20 protein-coding genes are annotated in these 23158 nt (G+C 60.9%); 19 read left to right on the top strand and 1 reads right to left on the bottom strand.

The window, feature by feature from the left end; genetic code table 11:
• The first annotated feature begins 63 nt into the window (after positions 1-63).
• From B9Z47_RS16085 to B9Z47_RS16165, 17 genes are all read left to right on the top strand, one after another.
• The gene (locus tag B9Z47_RS16085; RefSeq protein ID WP_108332234.1) at positions 64-1797 is read left to right on the top strand and encodes an NADH-ubiquinone oxidoreductase-F iron-sulfur binding region domain-containing protein; all 1734 of its coding nucleotides are present in this window, start codon (positions 64-66) and stop codon (positions 1795-1797) included.
• Entirely contained in the window at positions 1794-4586 is a 2793-nt protein-coding gene (fdhF, locus tag B9Z47_RS16090; protein WP_108332235.1) for a formate dehydrogenase subunit alpha, read from the top strand. The genes B9Z47_RS16085 and fdhF overlap by 4 nt, the downstream gene beginning before the upstream one ends.
• A gap of 88 nt (positions 4587-4674) precedes the next feature.
• Positions 4675-6159, top strand: coding sequence for a sensor histidine kinase (locus B9Z47_RS16095; RefSeq protein ID WP_233253843.1), 1485 nt, complete (start codon positions 4675-4677; stop codon positions 6157-6159).
• Positions 6160-6171: 12 nt separating this feature from the next.
• A complete protein-coding gene (locus B9Z47_RS16100) occupies positions 6172-6756 on the top strand; it encodes a DUF3305 domain-containing protein (RefSeq protein ID WP_108332237.1) in 585 nt (194 codons plus the stop codon).
• On the top strand, positions 6753-7493 hold the full coding sequence (locus B9Z47_RS16105) for a DUF3306 domain-containing protein (protein ID WP_108332238.1): 741 nt from the start codon (positions 6753-6755) through the stop codon (positions 7491-7493). Before B9Z47_RS16100 ends, B9Z47_RS16105 begins: the two co-directional genes overlap by 4 nt.
• Positions 7453-9570 carry a 4Fe-4S binding protein gene (locus B9Z47_RS16110; protein ID WP_108332239.1) on the top strand — a complete coding sequence of 706 codons (2118 nt, stop codon included), beginning with the start codon at positions 7453-7455 and terminating at the stop codon, positions 9568-9570. Before B9Z47_RS16105 ends, B9Z47_RS16110 begins: the two co-directional genes overlap by 41 nt.
• 9 nt (positions 9571-9579) lie before the next feature.
• Positions 9580-10206: a molecular chaperone gene (locus tag B9Z47_RS16115; protein WP_108332240.1), complete on the top strand. Its 627-nt coding sequence runs from the start codon at positions 9580-9582 to the stop codon at positions 10204-10206.
• Positions 10207-10347: 141 nt separating this feature from the next.
• The gene (locus B9Z47_RS16120; protein WP_199226448.1) at positions 10348-11466 is read left to right on the top strand and encodes a TRAP transporter substrate-binding protein; all 1119 of its coding nucleotides are present in this window, start codon (positions 10348-10350) and stop codon (positions 11464-11466) included.
• A 74-nt stretch (positions 11467-11540) separates the two neighbouring features.
• Positions 11541-12167, top strand: a complete 627-nt coding sequence (locus B9Z47_RS16125; protein ID WP_108332241.1) for a TRAP transporter small permease subunit — start codon at positions 11541-11543, stop codon at positions 12165-12167.
• The gene (locus B9Z47_RS16130; RefSeq protein WP_108332242.1) at positions 12164-14125 is read left to right on the top strand and encodes a TRAP transporter large permease subunit; all 1962 of its coding nucleotides are present in this window, start codon (positions 12164-12166) and stop codon (positions 14123-14125) included. The genes B9Z47_RS16125 and B9Z47_RS16130 overlap by 4 nt, the downstream gene beginning before the upstream one ends.
• Positions 14126-14339: 214 nt before the next feature.
• Positions 14340-14546, top strand: a complete 207-nt coding sequence (locus B9Z47_RS16135) for a formate dehydrogenase (RefSeq protein WP_108332243.1) — start codon at positions 14340-14342, stop codon at positions 14544-14546.
• Positions 14547-14592: 46 nt separating this feature from the next.
• A complete protein-coding gene (locus B9Z47_RS16140) occupies positions 14593-17553 on the top strand; it encodes a formate dehydrogenase subunit alpha (protein WP_108332244.1) in 2961 nt (986 codons plus the stop codon).
• A gap of 10 nt (positions 17554-17563) precedes the next feature.
• The gene (fdh3B, locus tag B9Z47_RS16145) at positions 17564-18166 is read left to right on the top strand and encodes a formate dehydrogenase FDH3 subunit beta (RefSeq protein WP_108332245.1); all 603 of its coding nucleotides are present in this window, start codon (positions 17564-17566) and stop codon (positions 18164-18166) included.
• Between the two features lie 2 nt (positions 18167-18168).
• Entirely contained in the window at positions 18169-18393 is a 225-nt protein-coding gene (locus tag B9Z47_RS16150; RefSeq protein WP_108332246.1) for a hypothetical protein, read from the top strand.
• Between the two features lie 17 nt (positions 18394-18410).
• Positions 18411-19607, top strand: coding sequence for a formate dehydrogenase subunit gamma (locus B9Z47_RS16155; RefSeq protein WP_108332264.1), 1197 nt, complete (start codon positions 18411-18413; stop codon positions 19605-19607).
• A 14-nt stretch (positions 19608-19621) separates the two neighbouring features.
• Complete coding sequence (locus B9Z47_RS16160) at positions 19622-19969, top strand: hypothetical protein (RefSeq protein WP_108332247.1); 348 nt, start codon at positions 19622-19624, stop codon at positions 19967-19969.
• A gap of 70 nt (positions 19970-20039) precedes the next feature.
• Positions 20040-20930, top strand: coding sequence for a formate dehydrogenase accessory sulfurtransferase FdhD (locus B9Z47_RS16165; protein WP_108332248.1), 891 nt, complete (start codon positions 20040-20042; stop codon positions 20928-20930).
• A 37-nt stretch (positions 20931-20967) separates the two neighbouring features.
• Here the strand turns inward: B9Z47_RS16165 and B9Z47_RS16170 are convergent, their stop codons facing one another.
• On the bottom strand, positions 20968-21747 hold the full coding sequence (locus B9Z47_RS16170; protein WP_108332265.1) for an enoyl-CoA hydratase: 780 nt from the start codon (positions 21745-21747) through the stop codon (positions 20968-20970).
• A 174-nt stretch (positions 21748-21921) separates the two neighbouring features.
• Here B9Z47_RS16170 and B9Z47_RS16175 point away from each other — a divergent pair, with 174 nt between their 5' ends.
• Entirely contained in the window at positions 21922-22725 is an 804-nt protein-coding gene (locus B9Z47_RS16175; protein ID WP_108332249.1) for an enoyl-CoA hydratase-related protein, read from the top strand.
• A complete protein-coding gene (gene paaI / locus B9Z47_RS16180) occupies positions 22722-23156 on the top strand; it encodes a hydroxyphenylacetyl-CoA thioesterase PaaI (RefSeq protein WP_108332250.1) in 435 nt (144 codons plus the stop codon). The genes B9Z47_RS16175 and paaI overlap by 4 nt, the downstream gene beginning before the upstream one ends.
• Positions 23157-23158: the final 2 nt, after the last annotated feature.

Here is a 23158-nt window from a genome sequence, read left to right on the forward strand (position 1 = left end):
CCCCGACATTCAGCGCTTGTTCATGGCAGACATGAATTTCTCAAACGGATGTGACCATTTCGCATGCAGACCGATTCCATTTCTGAAACCCGTATCGGATTGAATACGCTGCGTGAGCAACTGCGCCAACCCCGATCCCGGCTCAAGGGCCGTCAGGCCAGCGATGACGCGCGTGCCGAGGTTCGCGCCCTCATCGGCGAGCCACCCACAGACGGCCACCGCCGAGACCTGTTGATCGAGCACCTGCATGTGCTGAACGACCATTTCCATGGCCTGTTCGAGCGTCACATCGTGGCGCTGGCCGCCGAAATGCGGCTGTCGGTGGTGGAGGTGTTCGAGGTCGCTTCCTTTTACCACCACTTCGAGATTCTGAAAGACGACGAAGCTGCCCCGCGCATCACCGTGCGGGTGTGCGACAGCCTGAGCTGCAGCCTCGCAGGCAGCGACAGTTTGCTGCGCCAGTTGCAAAACGATTTGCTAAACAAGGGATCGGGTGTGAAGGTCGTGTCCGTGCCCTGCCTGGGCCGCTGCGAGCAGGCCCCGGCCGCGCAGGTGGGTCAGCAGGCCGTGGCGCAGGCGACGGCCGAAACTGTGGCCGAACGTGTGGCGCAAAACCAGACGACCCCCAACGCCTTGCCCAACGCGATTCGCATGAACGCGTACCTGCAAGCCGGGGGCTACCAGCTTGCGCGGCAAGTGGCCTCGGGCGAGCGCGAGGCCGAATCAGTGATCCAAGTCTTGGAATCCTCTGGTTTGCGTGGCCTGGGCGGCGCGGGTTTCCCGGCCGGGCGCAAATGGCGCATCGTGCGCAGCCAGCCCGCACCACGCCTGATGGCCGTGAACATCGACGAGGGCGAGCCCGGCACTTTCAAGGACCGCACCTGCCTGGAGGCCGACCCGCACCGCTTTTTGGAAGGCGTGCTGATCGCGGCCAGCGTGGTGGGTTGCGAGGCGGTCTACATCTACCTGCGCGACGAATACCACGAAGCGCGTGTGCTGCTCACGCAAGCACTGGCCGAGCTGCACGCGAACCCGCCTTGCACGCTGCCACGCATCGAATTGCGCCGGGGTGCGGGGGCTTATATCTGTGGCGAAGAGTCCGCCATGATCGAAAGCATCGAGGGCAAACGTGGTGAGCCGCGCCTGCGCCCGCCTTACATCGCCGAAGTCGGCCTGTTTGGCCGCCCCACGCTGGAGCACAACTTCGAGACGCTGTACTGGATTCGTGAACTGCTGGAGCAGGGCGCGGACAGCTTTGCATCGCATGGGCGTCATGGCCGTCAGGGCTTGCGCCGCTTCAGCGTGAGTGGGCGCGTGAAGCAGCCGGGCGTCAAGCTCGCGCCTGCGGGCATCACACTGCGCGAACTGGTGGACGAATACTGCGGCGGCATGGCCGAAGGGCACAAGCTCTACGCTTATTTACCTGGCGGTGCCAGCGGCGGCATCTTGCCCGCCCGCCTGGCCGATGTGCCGCTGGACTTTGACACCTTGCAGCCACATGGCTGCTTCATCGGCTCGGCGGCTGTGATGGTGCTCAGCGAACACGACAGCGCCCGCGACGCAGCGCTGAACGTGATGCGCTTTTTTGCGCACGAGAGCTGCGGCCAATGCACACCTTGCCGCGTGGGCACCGATAAAGCCGCGAAACTCATGACCGCTGAGGTCTGGGACCGCGACACACTGGAAGACCTGGCGCAGGTCATGGGCGATGCGTCCATTTGCGGTCTGGGACAGGCCGCGCCCAACCCGATCCGCTGCGTGTTGCAGTATTTCCCGCACGAAGTGGGGGCCGCATGAGCACCGTTCAATTCACCCTCAACGGCCAAAGCGTCGAAGCGCCAGCCGGAAAAAGCATTTTCAACATCGCCAAAGACCTTGGCATCGCCATCCCGCACCTGTGCCACAAAGAAGGCTTGGCACCCGATGGCAACTGCCGTGCCTGCGTGGTCGAGGTGGCCGGTGAACGCACGCTGGCGCCCAGCTGCTGCCGAAGCGCCACGCCCGGCATGCAGGTGCGCACCGACAGCGAACGCGCCGTCAAAAGCCAGAAGATGGTGCTGGAGATGCTGCTGGCCGACCTGCCCGAGCAGGGCCTCAAATGGCTCGATGACCGCGCCGAAGCCCCACACGGCGAGCTGAGCCAATGGGCCGAACACCACGGCGTGCAGGTGCGCCCGCAACTGGCCGCGCTCAGGCGTGATGCCGTGCCCGCCGACCTGTCCCACCCGGCCATGGCCGTCAATCTGGACGCTTGCATCCAGTGCAACCGCTGCGAACGCGCTTGCCGCGACCTGCAGGTCAACGATGTGATTGGCCTGGCCTTCCGGGGCGCACACACGCAGGTGGTCTTTGACCTGGCCGACCCGATGGGCGGCAGCTCGTGTGTGGGCTGTGGCGAATGCGTGCAGGCTTGCCCCACGGGCGCGCTCATGCCCAAGAGCCACATGGGCCCGCAAAAGGTGGACCGCGAAGTGGACTCCGTCTGCCCGTTTTGCGGCGTCGGTTGCCTCGTCACCTACCAGGTGCGTGATGAAAAGATCGTCAGCGTCAAAGGCCGCGAAGGCCCCGCCAACGAAGGCCGCTTGTGCGTCAAGGGCCGCTTCGGCATGGACTACATCCACAGCCCGGACCGCATCACCAAGCCGCTGATCCGCAAGCCGGGCGTGGCCAAAGACCTGGGCCTGATCGACGGCCACACCGACTGGCGCGAGGTGTTCCGCGAAGCCACTTGGGAAGAAGCTTTAACGCTGGCCACCCAGCCGCTCAACACGCTGCGCCAACAACATGGCCCCAAGTCGCTCGCCGGTTTCGGCTCGGCCAAGGGCAGCAACGAAGAGGCCTACCTGTTCCAGAAGCTGGTGCGCACCGGCTTTGGCAGCAACAACGTGGACCATTGCACCCGCTTGTGTCACGCATCCAGCGTCGCGGCGCTTTTGGAGGGCGTGGGCTCGGGCGCGGTGAGCAACCCGGTGCGCGATGTCGAGCACTCCGACCTCATCATCGTGATCGGCTCCAACCCCACCAGCAACCACCCCGTGGCCGCCAGCTGGATGAAAAACGCCGCCCAGCGCGGCACGCGCATCGTGCTGGCCGACCCGCGCATCACGGACATTGGCCGACACACCTGGCGCAACCTGCAGTTCAAGGCCGACACCGATGTGGCGCTGCTCAACGCCATGCTGCATGTGATCGTCACCGAGAACCTGTGCGACGAAAAATTCCTGAGTGAACGCGCCGACAACGTGGCCGAGCTCAAGGCCCATGTGCAGGGCTACACACCCGAGGCCATGAGCGCGGTTTGCGGCATCCCGGCCGACACCATCCGTGAAGTGGCCCGTGCCTACGCCAGCGCCAAAGCCGCCATGATTTTGTGGGGCATGGGCGTAAGCCAGCATGTGCACGGCACCGACAACGTGCGCTGCCTGATCGCGCTGGCCAGCATCACCGGCCAGATTGGCCGCCCTGGCACCGGCCTGCACCCGCTGCGTGGCCAGAACAATGTGCAGGGCGCGAGCGACGCAGGCCTGATCCCGATGATGTACCCCAACTACCAGCGCGTGACAGACAAGTCGGCGCACGACTGGTTCGAGAAATTCTGGGACACGAAGCTGGACGACCAGCCCGGCTACACCGTGGTCGAAATCATGCACAAGGCGCTCGCCCCAGACAGCGACCCGCACAAGGTGCGCGGCATGTACATCATGGGCGAGAACCCGGCCATGAGCGACCCCGATTTGAACCACGCCCGCCATGCGCTGGCGAGCTTGCAGCACCTGGTGGTGCAAGACATCTTCTTGACCGAAACCGCTTGGCTGGCCGATGTGGTGCTGCCCGCCAGCGCATGGCCCGAGAAAACCGGTACCGTGAGCAACACTGACCGCACGGTGCAGATGGGCCGTCAGGCTGTGCTGCCACCGGGCGATGCGAAGCCTGATTTGTGGATCGTCCAGCAGATTGCGCAACGCATGGGCCTCGATTGGCCTTACGCTGGCGAGCACGATGGCGTGGCCGCGGTGTACGAGGAAATGCGCCAAGCCATGGCCCCGACCATGGGCGGCATCGACTGGGCGCGACTGAACGCAGGCTCGGTCACTTACCCTTGCGTGAGCGCCGACGACCCGGGCCAGCCCATCGTTTTCCACGACCACTTTCCAACGAAAGACGGCCGTGTTTGGCTGGTGCCTGCCAGCCTGATCCCCGCCAACGAGCAGCCCGATGCCGAGTACCCCATGGTGCTGATCACCGGGCGGCAGCTGGAGCACTGGCATACCGGCAGCATGACGCGCCGGGCCACTGTGCTCGATGCGCTGGAGCCAGCAGCCACGGCCTCGATGTGTGGGGCTGACCTGCAGCGTTGGGGCCTGGTGCCCGGCGACAGGGTGACCATTGCTTCACGCCGGGGTCAGGTGCGTTTGCAGGTCCGCCAAGACGATGGCACACCCTTGGGCACGGTGTTCATCCCCTTCGCCTACCAGGAGGCTGCGGCCAACCTGCTGACGAATGCGGCACTGGACCCGTTTGGCAAAATTCCGGAATTCAAATTCTGCGCGGTCCGCATCGAAAGCCAGGTGCCGATGAACGCATAATCGGCGGCTGTGATGAACCGGCGGAGCGAGGACTTGGGGCCTGCTGTCGGTGTGCCCAACCGATCTGGCCAAGGAGCCCGCCTTGAATGTGAATGTGCAAACCATCTTCTGGATGGATGCGTTTTTGTACCTGATGCTGCACGCCGCCATCTGGTACGGACTGGCCCGGTTTCGCAGTCCGGTGGTCGTCTTGTGGAGTGCGTCGGGTATTTTCAGTGCCCTGGGTTTGTGCGTGCTGGGCAGCCGGGGTTTGATCGACACCGATGTGGTGGTGGTGGCAGGTCAGTTCCTGATGGCAGCGGGCAACTGGGGGCGTCAGGTGGCGCTGCGTTCACTCAACGGCCCGGCTTCGCCAGCCTGGTTGTGGAAATCGGGCCCGGTGAACATCGTCTTTTTGGCGCTCAGCTACGCTTTGCATTTTGGCGGCTCGCCCGAGAGCACCATCGTGCTGCTGTTTTATGCGTACTACAGCGTCAATTGTCTCGAATACTTCTTTTCAGGCCAGCGCATCGCTTTGACACACGACCCCAAGGGGGCGTCTTCGGTCAAGTGGGCGGGCATGACTTTGTCGGTGACTTTGGGCATCAAGGCATTGGCCATGCTGGCGGGCGTGGGGTCAGACGATTTGTACGAGGCAACCTGGGACAACGTTTTGGTGTTCTTGGGGCAATTCATGGCCATCGTCATGTTGTGCGTCGGTTTCATGCAGATCTTTGTGGACCAGGACCACCGCAACAAAATCAAGACGGAGCAGCAACTGGCCCGTGAGCAAGAGCGTGCCGCAATGGCTTTGCAGCATTCCCAGGACTTGGAGGTTTTGCTGAACGAGCGCGAAGAAATCATCCGCCAACTGACCTTGTCCAACAAAAGCGCGGGCATGGGTGCTTTGGTGGCCAGTTTTGCCCATGAGCTGAACCAGCCTCTGACGGCCAATTTGCTCCATGCTGAGCTGCTGCAGGCCAAATTGGGTGCGGCCGTGCGGGGCCAAGGCGCTGCCGATTTGGCCACCTTGACCACGGTCGCTGAATGCATCGTCAGTGACACGCAGCGGGCGGCTGAAATCATCCGCAAGCTGCGCAACCTGTTTCGAATGAGCAAGGGCGAGTACGTCCCCTTGGACTTTGACAGGCTGGTCCTGGATGTTCTGGACTTGGTTCAATCCCAAATGGAGCAATCCCACATTTTGGTGAGCACGGAGTTTGATGCGAATTTCCGCTTGAACGGAGACGCCACGCAATTGCAGCAGGTGGTCCTGAACTTGCTGAATAACGCCATTGACGCCATGCTGGACGGCCATCCCCGTTATCCGCTGCTGAGGATACGGGGCAAGGTCTCGGGCGATTTCTTGGAGCTGGACGTCGAAGACAACGGCAGAGGCATCGAGCCCGAGCGCCAGGACGATGTGTTCAGTTTGTTCAAAACATCCAAATCCCAAGGCATGGGGGTGGGCTTGTGGTTGAGCCGCTCGATTGTCGAGATGCACGGAGGTCGCCTCACCTTCACGTCAGAACCTGGATACCGCACGGTTTTTACCTTGCGATTACCCTCGCTGGGCCACACCCCTCAGGGTTGATGAAAGTCTGAAATGTCCGCACATGCTTTGTCCGAGGTCGCCATCCTCATGCGCCGAGAGGCCGTGCCCGGTGCCATGGCCCGTTGGCAGCCGCACCGCTGGGTGCTGGTCGATGTGGTGCCGCAAGAGGCCAGTTTTGGCAGCGAGCCCCGTTGTTTGCGACAGACCGATGACGAGGCCTTGTGGATTTACCCCGGCTGGCGGCTGGAGTTGTTCACCGACGATGCCGAGGGCTACTGGCTGAACCAGACCTCGCCCACCCCCAGTTTTTTTGTGATGTGGCGCATGCACGAGGCCGATGGCCAGGCCGCCAGGGCTGTGCCACAAGCCTTGAGCCTGAGCTACCACGACGCAGGCCGTTGGCTGGACGCTCAGGAGACGGTGGACAACGTGCCTGCACCCGCAGAGGTGGTGGCGCAGATGCGCGCTTTCACCGAGGCGTTTCATGTGCCCGAAGTCAAAAAGCGGCAACGACCGCAAAGCTTTCAGGGGCTGACCGACCGTTTCGGGCAGCCCGCATCGGTCAGCACGCAGGAAAAACGCCGGGCTCCCGGTGGCGCAGGCAGGGGTGCGCAAGGGGCAGGGGGCACTGCGTGACCGAGCCTTTTTTCAGCCGTTGGTCAAAACGCAAACAAGCGCTGGCCCAAGGCTTGCCCGTAGCAGAACCCGTCACACCTGATCGTCCGCTGCAAGAACCGTCAGGCACTGGCCTGGTCTCGGGCGGTGGGGTGCCTGACAAGGGGGCAAGCGCTGCGCAGGGCCCGGTCGGCCTTGCCGAGGCAGGTGGCCAGGACACCAACCCGTCCAACCCGTCCGACCCGACGGCCCAGGCGCTGCCCACGCTGGAGGATGCAAAGGGGCTGACGGCCGAGTCCGATTTCCAGCCTTTCATGCGACCCGGGGTGGCCTCGGATGTGCGCAATGCGGCGGTCAAAAAACTCTTTGCCGATCCGCACTTCAACGTGATGGATGGCCTGGACATTTACATCGGTGACTACAACACGCCCGATCCATTGCCTGCAGGCATGTTGCAAAAGATGGTGGGCGCACAGTTGCTGAATTTGTTTCCTGAAGGCCAACCATCGCCTGAAGCGTCCAGCGAGACGGCCCGCCGTCTGTTGTCGCCCGATGTTGCACCGGAAAACCCTGATCAAAGTCCTGACGCGCAGCAAGGCTCGCCACTTGTGGCACAGTCGCCCTCCTCAACGACACAGGCACTGCAACCCACAACAGCGCTGCAAGCCTTCGAAACGACAGAACATGACGACCCTGATTTGCAACTGCAACCAAACCATGCCCCTGCAAGCCCCAGCTCTGGGTCAAGCACTGGGTGAAGACCTGACGCTGTACACCACCTTGTGCCGTCGTGAGGCCGGGCACTTTCAAAAAGCCGTGAAAACCGGCGAGACCGTGGTGGTGGCCTGCACGCAAGAAAAACGGTTGTTCAGTGAACTGGCCGAGCAAACCGAAGGCGCTGTGTCCCCGATCCGCTTCGTCAACATCCGTGAAACCGGCGGTTGGGGCCGTGAGGCTGCGCATGCCACCCCCAAAATGGCCGCCTTGTTGGCCGCAGCCCGCCTGCCCGAGCCCGAGCCGGTCCCCACCGTGACCTATAAAAGCGAAGGCCGTGTGCTCGTCATCGGTGCTGTGGACGCCGCCGAACGCGCCGCCAGCTTCCTGGCCGACGCGATGCAGGTCACGATTTTTGCGCAAGGCCCTGGCAACGCAGGGGGCGGCCAAGAGCGGCGCTTTCCGGTGGTGGCCGGTCGCTTGCAAGGCCTCAAAGGTTGGTTGGGTGCGTTTGAGGTGTCGTGGGACGCCAGCAACCCGATTGACCTCGACCTGTGCACCCGCTGCAACGCCTGTGTGGCGGCTTGCCCCGAGCAAGCCATTGGTCTCGATTACCAAGTGGATTTGTCGCGTTGCACCTCGCACCGCGACTGCGTGAAGGTCTGCGAAGCCGCTGGCGCCATCGACTTCAGCCGCGACGCCCGCCCACAAACCGAGCGCTTTGATGTGGTGCTGGACCTGCGTGGTGACCAAGCTTCGCCCACATTCACCTCGCACGCCTTGCCGCAGGGCTACTTCCGCTGGGACGGGAAAGACCTGCAAACCTTGCTCAAGGTGCGCGAGCTGGTGGGCGAGTTTGAAAAACCCCGCTTTTTTGCTTACAAGCAAAAGCTCTGCGCCCACAGCCGCAACGAGCAAGTCGGCTGTAGCGCTTGCATTGACATCTGCTCGGCCGAGGCTGTGCGCTCGGACAAAAGCCGTCAGCAAATCGTGGTCAGCCCCCACCTGTGTGTGGGCTGCGGCGCGTGCACCACGGCTTGCCCCACGGGCGCACTGACCTACGCCTACCCGCGCCCGGCAGAGCAGGGCGCCAAGATCCGCGCACTGCTGTCGGCCTACCAGGCCGCTGGCGGGCGCGATGCCGCTTTGCTCTTGCACAGCCAGGACAAAGGCCAAGCCCTGATCGACGAGCTGGGCCGGGGTGCGCAGCTGGGCGTCATGCAGGGCGTGCCTGCCCGTGTGATGCCTATGGCGCTGTGGCACACCGCCAGTGTCGGCATGGAGTTGTGGCTCTCGGCCGTGGCCTACGGCGCACGCCAGGTCATGGTGCTGATCACCGCCGAAGAAGCGCCGCAATACCGCACCGCGCTCATGGAACAAATGGCCGTGGCCCAAAGCCTGCTCAATGGCCTGGGTTACACCGGCGTGCATTTCCAACTCATCGAAGCCAAGACTGCGACCTCACTGGACGCCGATTTGCAGCGCCTGTGCGCCCGCAGCCTCAAGGCCAGCAGCCTGCCCACCGGCCCGGCCACGGCCGCCCGCCACGCGGTGCAAGCCGAAAAGCGCAGCAACCTGGAGCTGGTCATTGACCACCTGATGGCCCAGTCACCCGTCATGGCCATGGACGAGGCCAGCCGCCCCAAGGCGCTCGACTTGCCCGCTGCCGGGTCGCCTTTGGGCAGCATCGTGGTCGATGGCAGCAAGTGCACGCTGTGCATGAGCTGTGTGGGCGCTTGCCCCTCGTCGGCTCTGCAGGACAACCCGCTGCAGCCAGAGATCCGCTTCATCGAGAAAAACTGCGTGCAGTGCGGCCTGTGTGCCAAGACCTGCCCGGAGAATGCGATCACCTTGCGATCACGCCTGTCGCTGGTGCCCGAGCGCACGCAAGCGCGTGTCTTGCACGGCAGCCCGCCCTATGCCTGCATCCGCTGCAGCAAACCTTTTGGCACGCTCAAAGGCATCGAAGCCATGCTCGGCCGCCTGGCCGGGCACAGCATGTTCCAGGGCACGGCCCTGGAGCGGCTCAAAATGTGTGGTGACTGCCGCGTGGTGGACATGTTCACCGACGAAAACCAGGTGCGCGTTCCGGGTGCCGGCACCCCTTCCAAACCCCAATAAGCTGTTGCCATGAGCCAAGAACTGAACCTGTCCACCAGCAGCCATGCGCTGGACGAAGAAACCGCCCGTGCCGAAGTCTATGGCTTGCTGTCACAGCTGTACTACCAAGCCCCGGGCGATGCATTGCTGGGTCAGCTTCAAGTCGCGGTGACCGAGGCCCCCGATGCCGGTGGCTTTCTGGAAGAGCCTTGGCGCGAGTTGGTGGCCTGCGCCCGTCGATTGACGCAGGCGCAGATCGCCGCCGAATTCAACAGTCTCTTTGGCGGTGTGGGCAAACCCGAGGTGTACCTGTTCGGCTCGCATTACCTGAGCGGTTTTTTGAATGAAAAGCCTTTGGTCAAACTCAGGCAAGACCTGGCCGAACTGGGCCTGGGCCGCAGCGAGGGCATGTCGGAAACCGAAGACCATGCGGCCTATGTCTTCGAAGTGATGCGCTACCTGATCGCCGGGGACGATGTGTCGGTGGCCAATCTGACGCAGCAGATGGGCTTTTTCAACCAACATGTGCAAACCTGGGTGCCGCAAATGTGTCTGGTGCTGCAAGGGCATCCCAAAGCTGATTTTTATGCGCGCTTGGCGGAATTCACGGCAGGCTTCCTGAGCGTTGAAGCCCAAGGGTTTGATCTGGTGGAATGAATTTTTTTGTCAATCCGTTTGAGAAAAATGCAGCCACGATTGCGGGTTTTCACTTAGGGGCAAACGGGGCGACCATCCCATAATGACTAACCAAGCGGTAATTTTTTACGCTTGCAAGTTCAATAACGATTGGAGCCAATCTTGACAGAGAACAAAACCCCACGCCGTCGCAACCTCCTCAAAGGCGCTGCTGTTGCCGCAGGTGCCATTTCTGCACCCATGATCGCCAAGGCCCAGACCGGCCCGATCTCCATGCGCTGGCAGAGCACCTGGCCCGCCAAGGACATCTTCCACGAGTACGCCCTCGACTACGCCAAAAAAGTCAACGACATGACCGGTGGCGATCTGAAGATCGAAGTGCTGCCAGCAGGTGCCGTGGTGCCTGCGTTCGGTTTGCTCGAAGCTGTGTCCAAGGGCACGCTGGACGGCGGTCACGGCGTGTTGGGTTACCACTACGGCAAGCAAAACGCTTTGGCCTTGTGGAGCTCCGGCCCAGCTTTCGGCATGGACGCCAACATGATTTTGGCCTGGCACAAGTACGGCGGCGGCGCTGAGCTGCTGGCCAAGTTGTACGCTTCGATTGGCGGCAACGTGCAGTCCTTCTTGTACGGCCCCATGGCCACTCAGCCATTCGGCTGGTTCAAGAAGCCAATCACAAAGACAGCTGACCTGAAAGGTCTGAAGTTCCGCACCAACGGTTTGGCGATTGACCTGTTCACCGCCATGGGCGCTGCCGTGAACGCTCTACCAGGCGGCGAGATCGTCCCTGCGATGGACCGTGGTCTGCTCGACGGTGCCGAGTTCAACAACGCCACCTCCGACCGCATTTTGGGCTTCCCCGATGTGTCCAAGGTCTGCATGCTGCAAAGCTACCACCAGGCTTCGGAAACCTTCGAGATCATGTTCAACAAGACCAAGTACGACGCGCTGCCCGCGAAGTTGAAGTCCGTGATTTCCATCGCCACAGAAGCCGCTTCGGCCGACATGTCCTGGAAAGCCATCGACCGTTATTCCAAGGACTACATCGAATTGCAGACCAAGGACAAGGTCAAGTTCTACAAGACACCCGACGCGATTTTGCAAGAGCAGCTCAAGGTTTGGTCTGAAATCCTGGAGAAGAAGTCTGCCGAGAACCCCATCTTCAAGGAAGTGGTGGCTTCGCAGAAAGCTTTCGCCGCCCGTGCTGTGAAGTGGGACCAGGACACCAACATCAGCCGTCGCATGGCGGTGAACCATTTCTTCGGTGCCAAAAAGGCCTGATTCTTTGAATTGAGCCAACCCATCAGCCATCCGGCCCTGAACCGGATGGCTGATTTACTTATGTGACCCCCGATATGCAAAATTTATTGCTCTTCATTGACAAAGTCAGCACCTGGATCGGCCAGTTTTTTTCCTGGTTGATCGTGGCCTTGACTTTCATGATTTCCTGGGAGGTTTTCTCCCGCTATGTGCTGGACAGCCCCCACGCCTGGGCCTTTGACGTGATGAGCATGATGTACGGATCGCTCTTCATGATGGCCGGTGCATACACTTTGTCCAAAAACGGCCATGTGCGCGGCGATGTGCTCTACGGCTTTTTCCCGCCCCGGCTGCAGGCCTGGCTGGACCTGTTGCTTTATATCGTGTTCTTCATTCCGGGTGTGGTGGCATTGGCTTATGCAGGTTACGGTTTTGCCGCCGAATCCTGGGCCATCCACGAGCACTCCAACATCACGGCCGATGGCCCACCGGTGTACCCCTTCAAGACCATCTTGCCCATTGCAGGTGCCTTCTTGCTGGCACAAGGCCTGGTTGAAATCGTGCGTTGCATTGTTTGCATCAAGCAGGGTGAATGGCCCAAGCGTGGCGATGACGTGGACGAGGTCGACGTCGAAAAACTCAAGGAAATGGTCAACGTCAAGGACGAAGACATCGCGAAACTCGATGTGCTGGTGACGGCTGGCAAGGGAACCCACAAATGAAAAAAGAAGTCTGGTTTGGCCTGACGATCATGGCCTTGGTCGTGTTGTCGGCCTTTGTTTTGTTGCCTGCACCCTCGGAGATGACCAACGGTCATTTGGGCTTGTTGATGCTGGCGTTGGTGGTGGTGGCGATCATGTTGGGTTTTCCCACAGCCTTCACCTTGATGGGCATGGGCATGATCTTCGCGTGGATCGCCTACAAAAGCCAAAACCCCGATTTGGCGGTTCAGCAAACCCTGGATCTGATGGTTCAGCGTGCGTACTCGGTCATGTCCAACGACGTGCTGATTTCGATCCCCTTGTTCGTGTTCATGGGTTACCTCATTGAGCGCGCCAACCTGATTGAAAAGCTCTTCAAGAGCATGCACTTGGCGATGGCCCGTTTGCCAGGTTCTCTGGCCGTCGCGACCATCGTGACCTGCGCCATTTTTGCCACCGCCACGGGTATCGTGGGCGCTGTGGTCACGCTCATGGGCTTGCTGGCGCTGCCCGCCATGTTGCGTGCCGGTTACAGCGTGCAGCTGTCGGCAGGTGCCATCACTGCGGGTGGTTGCTTGGGTATTTTGATCCCGCCTTCGGTCATGTTGATCGTTTATGGCGCGACCGCTGGTGTTTCGGTGGTCAAGTTGTATGCCGGTGCATTTTTCCCGGGTTTGATGTTGGCCACTTTGTACGTTCTGTACGTGGTGATCTTGGCCAAAATCAAGCCGCATATGGCACCCCCCATGTCGGCCGAAGACCGCATCGTGCCTTTGCCCGCCTTTGCGCAAGTGGTGTCCAAAGAAGTCAGCAATACCGTCTTGCCTGGTTTGATCGGTGCGATCAAAGGCAAGCGCAATGCCGCTGTGCCCATGCGCGAGTTGCTCAACCACTTGGGCATTGCCTTGTTGCCGGCTTTGGCCGTGGCAGCGATCATGGGCACCATTTACTTCAAGGTCACCGCACCGCTGCCTGTTGAGGCGGTGGAAGGCGTGGTGGCCATGGGTGGTGAATTGGCCGATTCGGCCGAGGAGGCCGACACTGAAAACAGCTTGGCAGAGCCGCCCGGTGACGACCTGCAAACGCCTCCCGGCACGGAGAAGTCGGGTGCCCCTGCGGCAGACAAGGCATCTTCTGAAGAGGTGGTGGTTAAAGAAGCCGCACCTGTAGTTTCGCCCGCTGCAGCTTCGCCTGCAGAAGCCGCTGCCAGCGCCGGTGAGCGTCAAGCCGCACCCATGTCCTTCTGGATCGGCTTGGTCAGCTGTGCCGTGGCCTTGGCCATCTTCTACGCTTACTTCAGCTTCACGCGCCTTGAGATTTTCAAGATGCTGCTGGGCTCGTTCTTCCCGCTGGCCCTCATGATTTTGGCGGTGCTGGGCACCATCGTGTTTGGCCTGGCCACACCGACCGAAGCGGCGGCCATGGGTTCGCTGGGTGGCTTGCTGCTGGCGGCGGCTTACCGACGCCTGAACTATGTGGTGCTGCGCGAATCGGTGTACCTGACGGCCAAAACCAGTGCCATGGTGTGCTGGCTGTTTGTGGGCTCCAGCATTTTCTCGGCGGCCTTCGCCTTGCTGGGTGGGCAAGAGATCATCAACACTTGGGTGCTGGGCATGGACCTGACGCCGGTGCAGTTCATGATCCTGGCGCAAGTGGTCATCTTCTTGCTGGGCTGGCCGCTGGAGTGGACCGAGATCATCGTGATTTTCATGCCGATCTTTATCCCCTTGCTGCCGCACTTCGGCATTGATCCTCTGTTCTTCGGTTTGTTGGTGGCCTTGAACCTGCAGACCGCGTTCCTCAGCCCACCGGTGGCCATGGCTGCGTTCTATTTGAAGGGTGTGAGCCCACCGCACGTCACGCTCAACCAGATCTTTGCAGGCATGCTGCCTTTCATGGCGATCCAGGTCTTTGCGATCGTGTTGCTTTACATGTTCCCGGCCATCGGCATGTGGTTGCCAGAAGTGCTTTACAAGTAAAAAAGTACGCTTGACAACCCACACAGGGCATCGTTTCTGTGTGGGTTGATCTTGTTCCAGATCCGATGAATTCCTGAAAAGTCACTTAGCTGACTTGAATCCATGCAATCTGAGGGTTATTCATTTTCGGTGGCGCGGTGAAGCCGTTAACATCGCCTATGCAAAAAATTGCCTATGCTGGCAAATCTGCTGGTGAAATTGTCAGGAGTCCTTGATGTCTTCCAAAACCTCTTCCATTTCTCGTCGCAGCCTGTTTTCGGGCGCTGCCACGGTGGGCGCAGTGGCGGCGGCCACCGCCGTTTTGCCCGGTGTGGTCAAGCAAACGGCACCCGCTGCCGTGGCCTTGCCCAAGCCCACACGCGGTGGTGGTTACACGCTGAGCGAACACGTTCAGCAGTACTACAAGACCACGCGCGTCTGATTCACTTTCCGTTTTCTTCCCTGTTCATCCCCAACTGGAGCCCTCCATGTTGCTGACCAAAAAACAAACCGGCACTTCCGGTGCTGTCTCTTCCCCCTTCATCCACAGCCTGCGCCGTGGTTTGTCGCAGGCTTTGCCCACACTGGACCGCCGCAGTTTCCTGCGCCGCTCGGGTCTGGGTGTCGGTGTGGGTCTGGCTGCGTCGCAGTTGAGCCTGGTGCAAAAAGCCCAGGCCGCCACGGGCGCGTCCATCGTGGGCGCAGGCAAGGTCGAAGTCAAACGCACCGTCTGCACCCACTGCTCGGTGGGTTGCGCGGTCGATGCCGTGGTTGAAAACGGTGTCTGGGTGCGCCAAGAAGCCGTGTTTGACTCGCCCATCAACCTGGGTGCCCACTGCGCCAAAGGTGCTGCATTGCGCGAGCACGGCCACGGTGAATACCGCCTGCGTTACCCCATGAAGCTGGTCAACGGCAAATACGAGCGCATCAGCTGGGACACGGCTCTCACCGAGATCAGCGCCAAGATGCTGGAGCTGAAAAAAGCCAGCGGTCCCGACAGCGTTTACTTCATCGGTTCGTCCAAGCACAACAACGAACAAGCCTATTTGCTGCGCAAGTTTGTGAGCTTCTGGGGCTCCAACAACTGCGACCACCAGGCCCGCATTTGCCACTCGACCACGGTGGCGGGGGTGGCCAATACCTGGGGTTATGGCGCCATGACCAACTCCTACAACGACATGCAAAACAGCAAGGTCGCTCTGTACATCGGCTCCAACGCGGCCGAAGCGCACCCGGTGTCCATGCTGCACATGCTGCACGCCAAAGAAAACGGCTGCAAGATGATCGTGGTCGACCCACGCTTCACCCGCACTGCCGCCAAGGCCGACGAATACGTGCGCATCCGTTCGGGCACCGACATCCCGTTCCTGTTTGGCTTGCTCTATCACATCTTCAAGAACGGCTGGGAAGACAAGAAGTACATCAACGACCGCGTGTACGGCATGGACGCCGTCAAGGCCGATGTGCTGGCCAAGTGGACACCCGACAAGGTGGAAGAGGCCTGCGGCGTCAAAGAAGACCAGATGTTCAAGGTCGCCAAGATGCTGCACGACAACAACCCCGGCACCATCGTCTGGTGCATGGGCCAGACCCAGCACACGATTGGCAACGCCATGGTGCGCGCCTCCTGCATCTTGCAGCTGGCCTTGGGCAACGTCGGCAAGTCCGGTGGTGGCACCAACATTTTCCGTGGCCATGACAACGTGCAAGGCGCGACCGACGTTGGCCCCAACCCCGACTCACTGCCCGGCTACTACGGTTTGGCCGAAGGCTCGTGGAAGCATTTCGCCAAGGCCTGGGGCGTGGATTTCGAGTGGATCAAAAAGCAGTTCGCTTCGCCCGCGATGATGGGCAAGAACGGCATCACCGTGTCCCGTTGGATCGACGGTGTGCTCGAGAACAACGAGCTGATCGACCAAGACAGCAACTTGCGTGGCGTGTTCTATTGGGGCCATGCCCCCAACTCGCAAACCCGTGGCCTCGACATGAAGCGCGCCATGGACAAGCTGGACTTGCTGGTGGTGGTCGATCCTTATCCATCGGCCACAGCCGCCATGGCGGCCATGCCGGGCAAGGCCGAAGACCTCAACGCCAACCGCGCCGTGTACCTGCTGCCAGCAGCCACACAGTTTGAAACCAGCGGTTCTTGCACAGCGTCCAACCGCTCGTTGCAGTGGCGCGAGAAGGTGATCGATCCGTTGTGGGAAAGCCGCAGCGACCACATGATCATGCAGCAGTTCGCCGATAAGCTGGGCTTTGGCAAAGAGCTGTCCAAGAACTACAAGATGCAAAAGGTCAAGGGCATGGACGAGCCCATGCCCGAAGACATCCTGCGCGAAATCAACAAGTGCGTCTGGACCATCGGCTACACCGGTCAAAGCCCTGAACGCCTGAAGGCCCACATGAAGAACATGAACGTGTTCGACGTGAAAACCCTCAAGGCCAAAGGCGGCAAAGACAAGGAAACCGGCTACGACTTCACGGGCGATTATTTCGGCCTGCCATGGCCTTGCTATGGCACGCCCGAACTCAAACACCCCGGCTCGCCCAACCTGTACGACACCTCCAAGCACGTGATGGACGGTGGCGGTAACTTCCGTGCCAACTTTGGTGTGGAGCGCGAGGGCAAGAGCCTGCTGGCCGAAGACGGTTCGCACTCGATGGGTGCAGACATCACCACCGGCTATCCAGAACTCGACCACATCTTGCTGAAAAAACTCGGTTGGTGGGACGAATTGACCGAAGCCGAAAAAACAGCGGCCGAAGGCAAGAACTGGAAGACCGATTCGTCCGGCGGCATGATGCGCGTGTTCATGAAAGAGCACGGCTGCCACCCGTTTGGCAACGCCAAAGCCCGTGCCGTGGTCTGGAACTTCCCCGACCCGATCCCGCAGCATCGCGAGCCTTTGTACGGTACCCGTCCAGACATGATGGCCAAGTACCCCACGCACGAGGACAAGAAAGCCTTCTGGCGTTTGCCTACCCTGTACAAAACCGTGCAGGACAAGAACATCGCCGACAAGATGCACGAAAAGTTCCCGCTCATCCTGACTTCGGGTCGTTTGGTCGAGTACGAAGGTGGCGGCGAAGAAACCCGCTCCAACCCCTGGTTGGCCGAGTTGCAGCAAGAAGCCTTTGTCGAGATCAACCCCAAAACAGCGGCAGACCGCGGCATTCGCAACGGCGACCGCGTGTGGTTGTTGGGCGCGACCGGTGCCCGCTTGAATGTGCAGGCTTTGGTCACTGAACGCGTGGACACCGGCACCGTCTGGATGCCTTTCCACTTCTCGGGTCGTTGGCAAGGTGCCGACATGTTGGCGCATTACCCCAAAGGTGCAGCGCCCATCGTGCGCGGCGAGGCGGTGAACACGGCCACCACCTATGGTTATGACAGCGTCACGATGATGCAAGAGACCAAGACCACCATCTGCAACATCGAGAAGGCTTGAGGAGAACACGATGGCACGAATGAAATTCATCTGCGATGCAGAGCGCTGCATCGAATGCAACGGCTGCGTCACCGCTTGCAAAAACGAACACGAAGTTCCGTGGGGCGTGAACCGCCGCCGCGTGGTCACCTTGAACGACGGCGTTCCTGGTGAAAAGTCGATCTCGGTGGCTTGCATGCACTGCTCGGACGCGCCTTGCATGGCCGTTTGCCCGGTCAACTGCTTTTACAAGACCGAAGAAGGCGTGGTGTTGCACGACAAGGACATCTGCATTGGCTGCGGCTATTGCTCTTATGCCTGCCCGTTTGGCGCACCACAGTTCCCAAGCCAAGGCACCTTTGGTGTGCGCGGCAAGATGGACAAGTGCACCTTCTGCGCCGGTGGCCCAGAAGAGCACGGTAGCCAAGCCGAGTTCGACAAATACGGTCGCAACCGCCTGGCCGAAGGCAAGTTGCCGGCCTGCGCCGAGATGTGCTCGACCAAAGCGTTGTTGGCGGGTGATGGCGATGTCATCACCGACATCCTGCGCGGCCGCGTGATCAGCCGTGGCAAGGGTGCCGAAGTCTGGGGCTGGGGCACCGCCTACGGCAACCAAGCCAAGCAAGGAGCCTGAGCATGAAAGCAGCTTTCATCCTTTGCAGCGCGGCCTTGTTGGTGGCTTGTGGCGAAAAGCCGCAAGAGGTCAAAGGTGTGCGCACCGACCAGCCGCCTTACAGCGGCACGGGCGTGGCCACTTTTACCGAACCTGGCTGGAAAGCCGGTGACAAAGACGGGTGGGCCAACCACCTCAAGGCCCGTGCCACTTACGGCATGAACGACCACGCCCGCGCACCCAAGTGAGCGCCAAGGAGAAGTTCATGCGCCGCTTCTTATTGACCATCGGGCTGGCTGCGGCCGCGTGGGGCGTTGCTGCCCAGACGCAGGTTCCAGCTACAGCCACTGTTGCTTCACCGACTGCCGCTGCCGCCCCAACTGAAACCACCATGGGCGTGAAAAGCGCCAACATCTTCCAGATAGCGCCCAGTGCGGACGCCGATCCGAAGTACAAAGACCAGACCAACGCCGAGCGCGGCCAGGTCCAACCCGGCAACAACGCGCCCATGTGGCGTGCGGTGGGGCAGGGCGTGACGGGTTACAGCAGCCTGCCCAAAAGCCAGGCCCCGGAAGCTGGCAATCTGATCCAGCCGTTTGTGCAATACCCTGGTTCCCGCCTGGCTTCGGCCGGGGAGTCGTGGCGTCAGGTGCGCAACAACATCATCATTCCTTATGGTGCTGCCCTGTTGCTGATTGCTGTGGGTGCCATGGCCTTGTTTTATTTCGGCAAGGGCACGATTGAGCTGCACGGTCAGGAAACCGGCCGCAAGATCGAACGCTTCACGCCGTTCGAGCGCTCAGCCCACTGGGCCAACGCCATTGCATTTGTGACTTTGGCCATTTCGGGCATTGTGATGGCCTACGGCAAGTACTTTTTGTTGCCCATCATCGGCCCCACGCTGTTCGGCTGGCTGACCTATGCACTGAAAAACGTGCACAACTTTGCAGGCCCCTTGTTTGCGGTGTCGTTGGTGGTGGTGTTCGTCACCTTCCTCAAGGACAACATGCCCAGCAAGGACGATCTGGTCTGGATCCTCAAAGGCGGTGGCCTGCTCTCGAACACTGAAGTGCCTTCACACCGTTTCAACGCTGGTGAAAAGGTGGTGTTCTGGGGCGGTGTGTTGTTCTTGGGTGCGATCGTGGTGGCCTCGGGCCTGGTGCTCGACAAGCTGATTCCTGGCCTGATCTATGAACGCAGCACCATGCAGATCGCCAACATGGTCCACGGCGTCGCCACCTTGTTCATGATGGCCATGTTCATCGGCCACATCTACATGGGCACCATCGGCATGCGCGGCGCCTACAAGGCCATGCGCGAAGGCTATGTCGACGAAACCTGGGCCAAAGAACACCACGAACTCTGGTACGACGACGTGAAGGCTGGCAAGATCCCGGCCCAGCGCTCTGTGCCAGCGGCCCCTGCATCTGCTGCACCTGCTGCATCCACGGCTTCGGTTTGAGCCAGGAGAACACCATGAAAAAATACCTGCTTGTCATGTCTGCACTGGCCATCAGCTTCAGCGCTGCGGCCAAACTGCCCGCCCCCAGCGAAGAAGCCAAGGCCAAAGCGGCCGAAACCGCTGCCAAAACAGCGCACGGCAACAAAGTGGCCGACTTCCAGCTGTGCAAGTCCCGCGAAAAAGTGGCGGCGCACTATTACAAAACCAACGGCAAAGGCAAAGCTGCACCCACGGCCACACCTGCTTGTGTGGACCCCGGTGCCTACAAGCCTGCCGAAGCAACGGCTGCAGCCCCTGTGACGGCACCTTCGGCCGCACCCGCTGGTGCCAAGCCCACGGCAGCACCTGCCAAAAAAGGCTGATCCTTTTTTCAGCGTCACGGCAAAATCCCCCGTCGGCAACGGCGGGGGATTTTTACGTTAGGCTCAAGCCATGTCTGTAGTTCTGAACGCCCCCGTGGCCGCATCGGCCTCGCCCAAGCCCCACATCACCCGAGCGCGTGCGCCCCTCACACGCAGTGTTACTGTGCGCAATGAATTCGGTGAGGTGTCCGAGACGCAAATCCCCGCCGAGCGGGCGCTCACCATTTACCTCGACAAAAAAGAGCTGGTCACGCTGATGACCTTGGGGGCCGAGCCCGAGTGGTTGGTGTTGGGCTTTTTGCGCAACCAGCGACTGATCGATTCGGTGGACCAGATCGATTCCATCACGGTGGACTGGACCATTGGCGAAGGCGAAGTGGGCGAGCCCGGCGTGGCGGCGGTCAAAACCCGCGCCAACGCGCAGGTGGTGATCGAGCGCAGCGCCGACCGCGTGGTCACCACCGGCTGTGGTCAAGGCAGCGTGTTTGGCGATTTGATGGCCCACATCCACGAGATCGCGTTGCCGCCCGCCCAGATCACGCAAGGCCAGCTCTATGGTTTGGTGAACGCCATCCGCCTGCAGGAAACCACCTACAAATCCTCCGGCTCGGTGCACGGTTGCGCTTTGTTCCAAGGCGACGAGATGCTCATGTTCGTCGAAGACGTGGGCCGCCACAACGCGGTGGACACCATCGCAGGCTGGATGTGGATGAACGACGTGAGCGGTCAAGACAAAGTGTTCTACACCACCGGCCGCTTGACCAGCGAGATGGTCATCAAGTCGGCCCAGATGGGCGTGCCCGTGGTCGTGTCACGCAGCGGCATCACACAAATGGGCCTCGACGTCGCCAAGCGCCTGGGCCTGTGCGCCATCGGCCGCGCGACCAACAAGCGCTTCTTGTGCTTCAGCGCCCCCGAGCGGCTGGTCTGGCAACCAGAACTCTTGGCGCAGCCGAGCTGAAAGCGCCAGGCGAGCCGCCCGGCGCGCTTGCGGGTGCTCAGCCGTTCACAAAGTTCGGGGCGCGCTTGTTCAAAAAGGCGTCCATGCCTTCTTTTTGGTCGGCGGTGGCAAACAAGCCGTGGAACATGCGGCGCTCGAACATCACGCCGTCGCTCAGACCGCTTTCAAAGGCACGGTTGACGCTTTCCTTGGCGGCCATGGTGGCCAGCTGGCCGTAGCCGCAGATCATCAGGGCTGCGCCCAGGGCTTCGTCCATCAGTTTGTCCAGCGGCACCACGCGGCTGACCAAGCCACCGCGCTCGGCCTCGGCAGCGTCCATCATGCGGCCGGTCAGCACCAGGTCCATGGCCTTGGACTTGCCCATCGCACGGGGCAAGCGTTGCGTGCCGCCTGCGCCGGGAATGATGCCGATCTTGATTTCGGGCTGGCCAAACTTGGCGTTGTCGGCGGCAATGATGAAGTCGCACATCATCGCCAGTTCGCAGCCACCACCGAGCGCAAAACCGGCCACGGCCGCGATCACGGGTTTGCGGATGCTGCGGATGGTTTCCCAATTGCGGGTGATGAAGTCGTTTTTGTAGACCTCGTGGAAGTTGAACTTGGCCATGGCGGCAATGTCAGCGCCTGCCGCAAAGGCTTTTTCGCTGCCGGTGATGACCATGCAGCCAATGGCTTCGTCGGCATCAAACGCTTTGAGGGCCGCACCCAATTCGTCCATCAGCGGGCCGTTCAGAGCGTTCAGCGCTTTGGGGCGGTTCAAGGTGATGATGCCGACTTTGCCGCCTTCGACGCGGACTTCAATGTTTTCGTAGCTCAAGACGCACTCCATCCATCAGGGTTGAATATCGCGTTCCACTATACCCGGCACAGCTGCCGCCATCCTGTCAAAAAAGGCTCAGACCGCAAGCGGTTCAAAAAGTGCAACCTAGGGAAAACATTAACCAACCGATCGGTCGGTTAATGGTAAATTCGGTGGCTAAGGAGAAATTGCATGACCGAATCCGCCGCTCCATCGGTGTTGTACGAAGTGCGAGGCGCCGTGGCGCTGGTCACGCTCAATCGCCCCCAAGCATTGAACAGCTTCACCCGTGAAATGCACAAGACCCTGTGGGTCGCGCTGGACCAAGCAGAAGCCAGCCCCGCAGTGCGTGCGCTGGTGCTGACCGGTGCCGGTCGTGGCTTTTGCGCCGGACTGGACTTGTCTGAACTCGATTTCACCCCAGGCCCTGGCCTGTTGGAGCGGGCTGACCCAGGGCCTGTCATCCAGGATGCCTTCAACCCCACCACACGACGCTTGCAGTCTCTGCGCATGCCGGTCATCTGTGCGGTCAACGGCGTGGCCGCGGGCGCGGGCGCTTCGGTGGCCATGGCGTGTGACATCGCCGTTGCCGCGCCCACCGCCAGCTTTGTGCAGGCTTTCAGCAAGATCGGTTTGATTCCGGATGCGGGCGGCAGTTGGTTGCTGGTCGAGCGCCTGGGACTGCCCCGCGCCATGGCGCTGGCCATGACCGGTGACAAGCTCATGGCCGACAAGGCCAAGGAATGGGGCCTGATCTGGGACGTGGCCGACGACTGCGTGGCCGCAGCCCTGGCGCTGGCCGACAAGCTGGCCGTGATGCCGACCAAGGCCTTGGTCGCCACGCGCCACCTTTTGCGCGATGCGGGCACACGCTCGCTGGACGCGCACCTGAACGTGGAGCGTGACACGCAATCGGCGCTGGGCAAAACCCATGACTACATGGAGGGCGTGAACGCCTTTTTGCAAAAACGCGCACCGCAATTCAAAGGCGAATGATGAACGACCCCAAAGCCTTGGCCCGTTTGGTGGGCGAAACCATGTTCGCGGTCGACGTGGCCTCCAAAGACACCATGGGCATGGCGCTGCTGGCTTGCGAGCCCGGCCGCGCCGTGATGCGCATGGTCGTCAAAGAACTGCACCTGAACGGTCACCAGATTTGCCACGGCGGCTTCATCTTCACGCTGGCTGATTCCACCTTTGCCTTTGCTTGCAACAGCTACAACAAAAACGCGGTGGCCGCCGGTTGCAGCATCGAATTTTTGAAGCCCGGCAAGCTGGGCGATGTGCTGACCTGCGAAGGCATCGAGCAGACCCTGAGCGGACGCCATGGCATCTACGACATGAAAGTCACCAACCAGAACGGCGACGTGATCGCCATGTTCCGTGGCAAGAGCGCGCAAATTCCGGGCTCTGTGGTGCCAGAGTGAAT

The organism is Limnohabitans sp. 2KL-1 (genome assembly GCF_003063435.1).
Lineage (GTDB): Bacteria > Pseudomonadota > Gammaproteobacteria > Burkholderiales > Burkholderiaceae_C > Limnohabitans_A.

Excerpts from the sequence above, each read along its gene's own strand:
- B9Z47_RS16085 (WP_108332234.1), top strand. The coding sequence starts at position 64 with ATGCAGACCGATTCCATTTCTGAAACCCGTATCGGATTGAATACGCTG.
- fdhF (WP_108332235.1), top strand. The coding sequence starts at position 1,794 with ATGAGCACCGTTCAATTCACCCTCAACGGCCAAAGCGTCGAAGCGCCA.
- B9Z47_RS16100 (WP_108332237.1), top strand. The coding sequence starts at position 6,172 with ATGTCCGCACATGCTTTGTCCGAGGTCGCCATCCTCATGCGCCGAGAG.
- B9Z47_RS16110 (WP_108332239.1), top strand. The coding sequence starts at position 7,453 with ATGCCCCTGCAAGCCCCAGCTCTGGGTCAAGCACTGGGTGAAGACCTG.
- B9Z47_RS16115 (WP_108332240.1), top strand. The coding sequence starts at position 9,580 with ATGAGCCAAGAACTGAACCTGTCCACCAGCAGCCATGCGCTGGACGAA.
- B9Z47_RS16125 (WP_108332241.1), top strand. The coding sequence starts at position 11,541 with ATGCAAAATTTATTGCTCTTCATTGACAAAGTCAGCACCTGGATCGGC.
- B9Z47_RS16130 (WP_108332242.1), top strand. The coding sequence starts at position 12,164 with ATGAAAAAAGAAGTCTGGTTTGGCCTGACGATCATGGCCTTGGTCGTG.
- B9Z47_RS16135 (WP_108332243.1), top strand. The coding sequence starts at position 14,340 with ATGTCTTCCAAAACCTCTTCCATTTCTCGTCGCAGCCTGTTTTCGGGC.
- B9Z47_RS16140 (WP_108332244.1), top strand. The coding sequence starts at position 14,593 with ATGTTGCTGACCAAAAAACAAACCGGCACTTCCGGTGCTGTCTCTTCC.
- fdh3B (WP_108332245.1), top strand. The coding sequence starts at position 17,564 with ATGGCACGAATGAAATTCATCTGCGATGCAGAGCGCTGCATCGAATGC.
- B9Z47_RS16150 (WP_108332246.1), top strand. The coding sequence starts at position 18,169 with ATGAAAGCAGCTTTCATCCTTTGCAGCGCGGCCTTGTTGGTGGCTTGT.
- B9Z47_RS16155 (WP_108332264.1), top strand. The coding sequence starts at position 18,411 with ATGCGCCGCTTCTTATTGACCATCGGGCTGGCTGCGGCCGCGTGGGGC.
- B9Z47_RS16160 (WP_108332247.1), top strand. The coding sequence starts at position 19,622 with ATGAAAAAATACCTGCTTGTCATGTCTGCACTGGCCATCAGCTTCAGC.
- B9Z47_RS16165 (WP_108332248.1), top strand. The coding sequence starts at position 20,040 with ATGTCTGTAGTTCTGAACGCCCCCGTGGCCGCATCGGCCTCGCCCAAG.
- B9Z47_RS16175 (WP_108332249.1), top strand. The coding sequence starts at position 21,922 with ATGACCGAATCCGCCGCTCCATCGGTGTTGTACGAAGTGCGAGGCGCC.
- paaI (WP_108332250.1), top strand. The coding sequence starts at position 22,722 with ATGATGAACGACCCCAAAGCCTTGGCCCGTTTGGTGGGCGAAACCATG.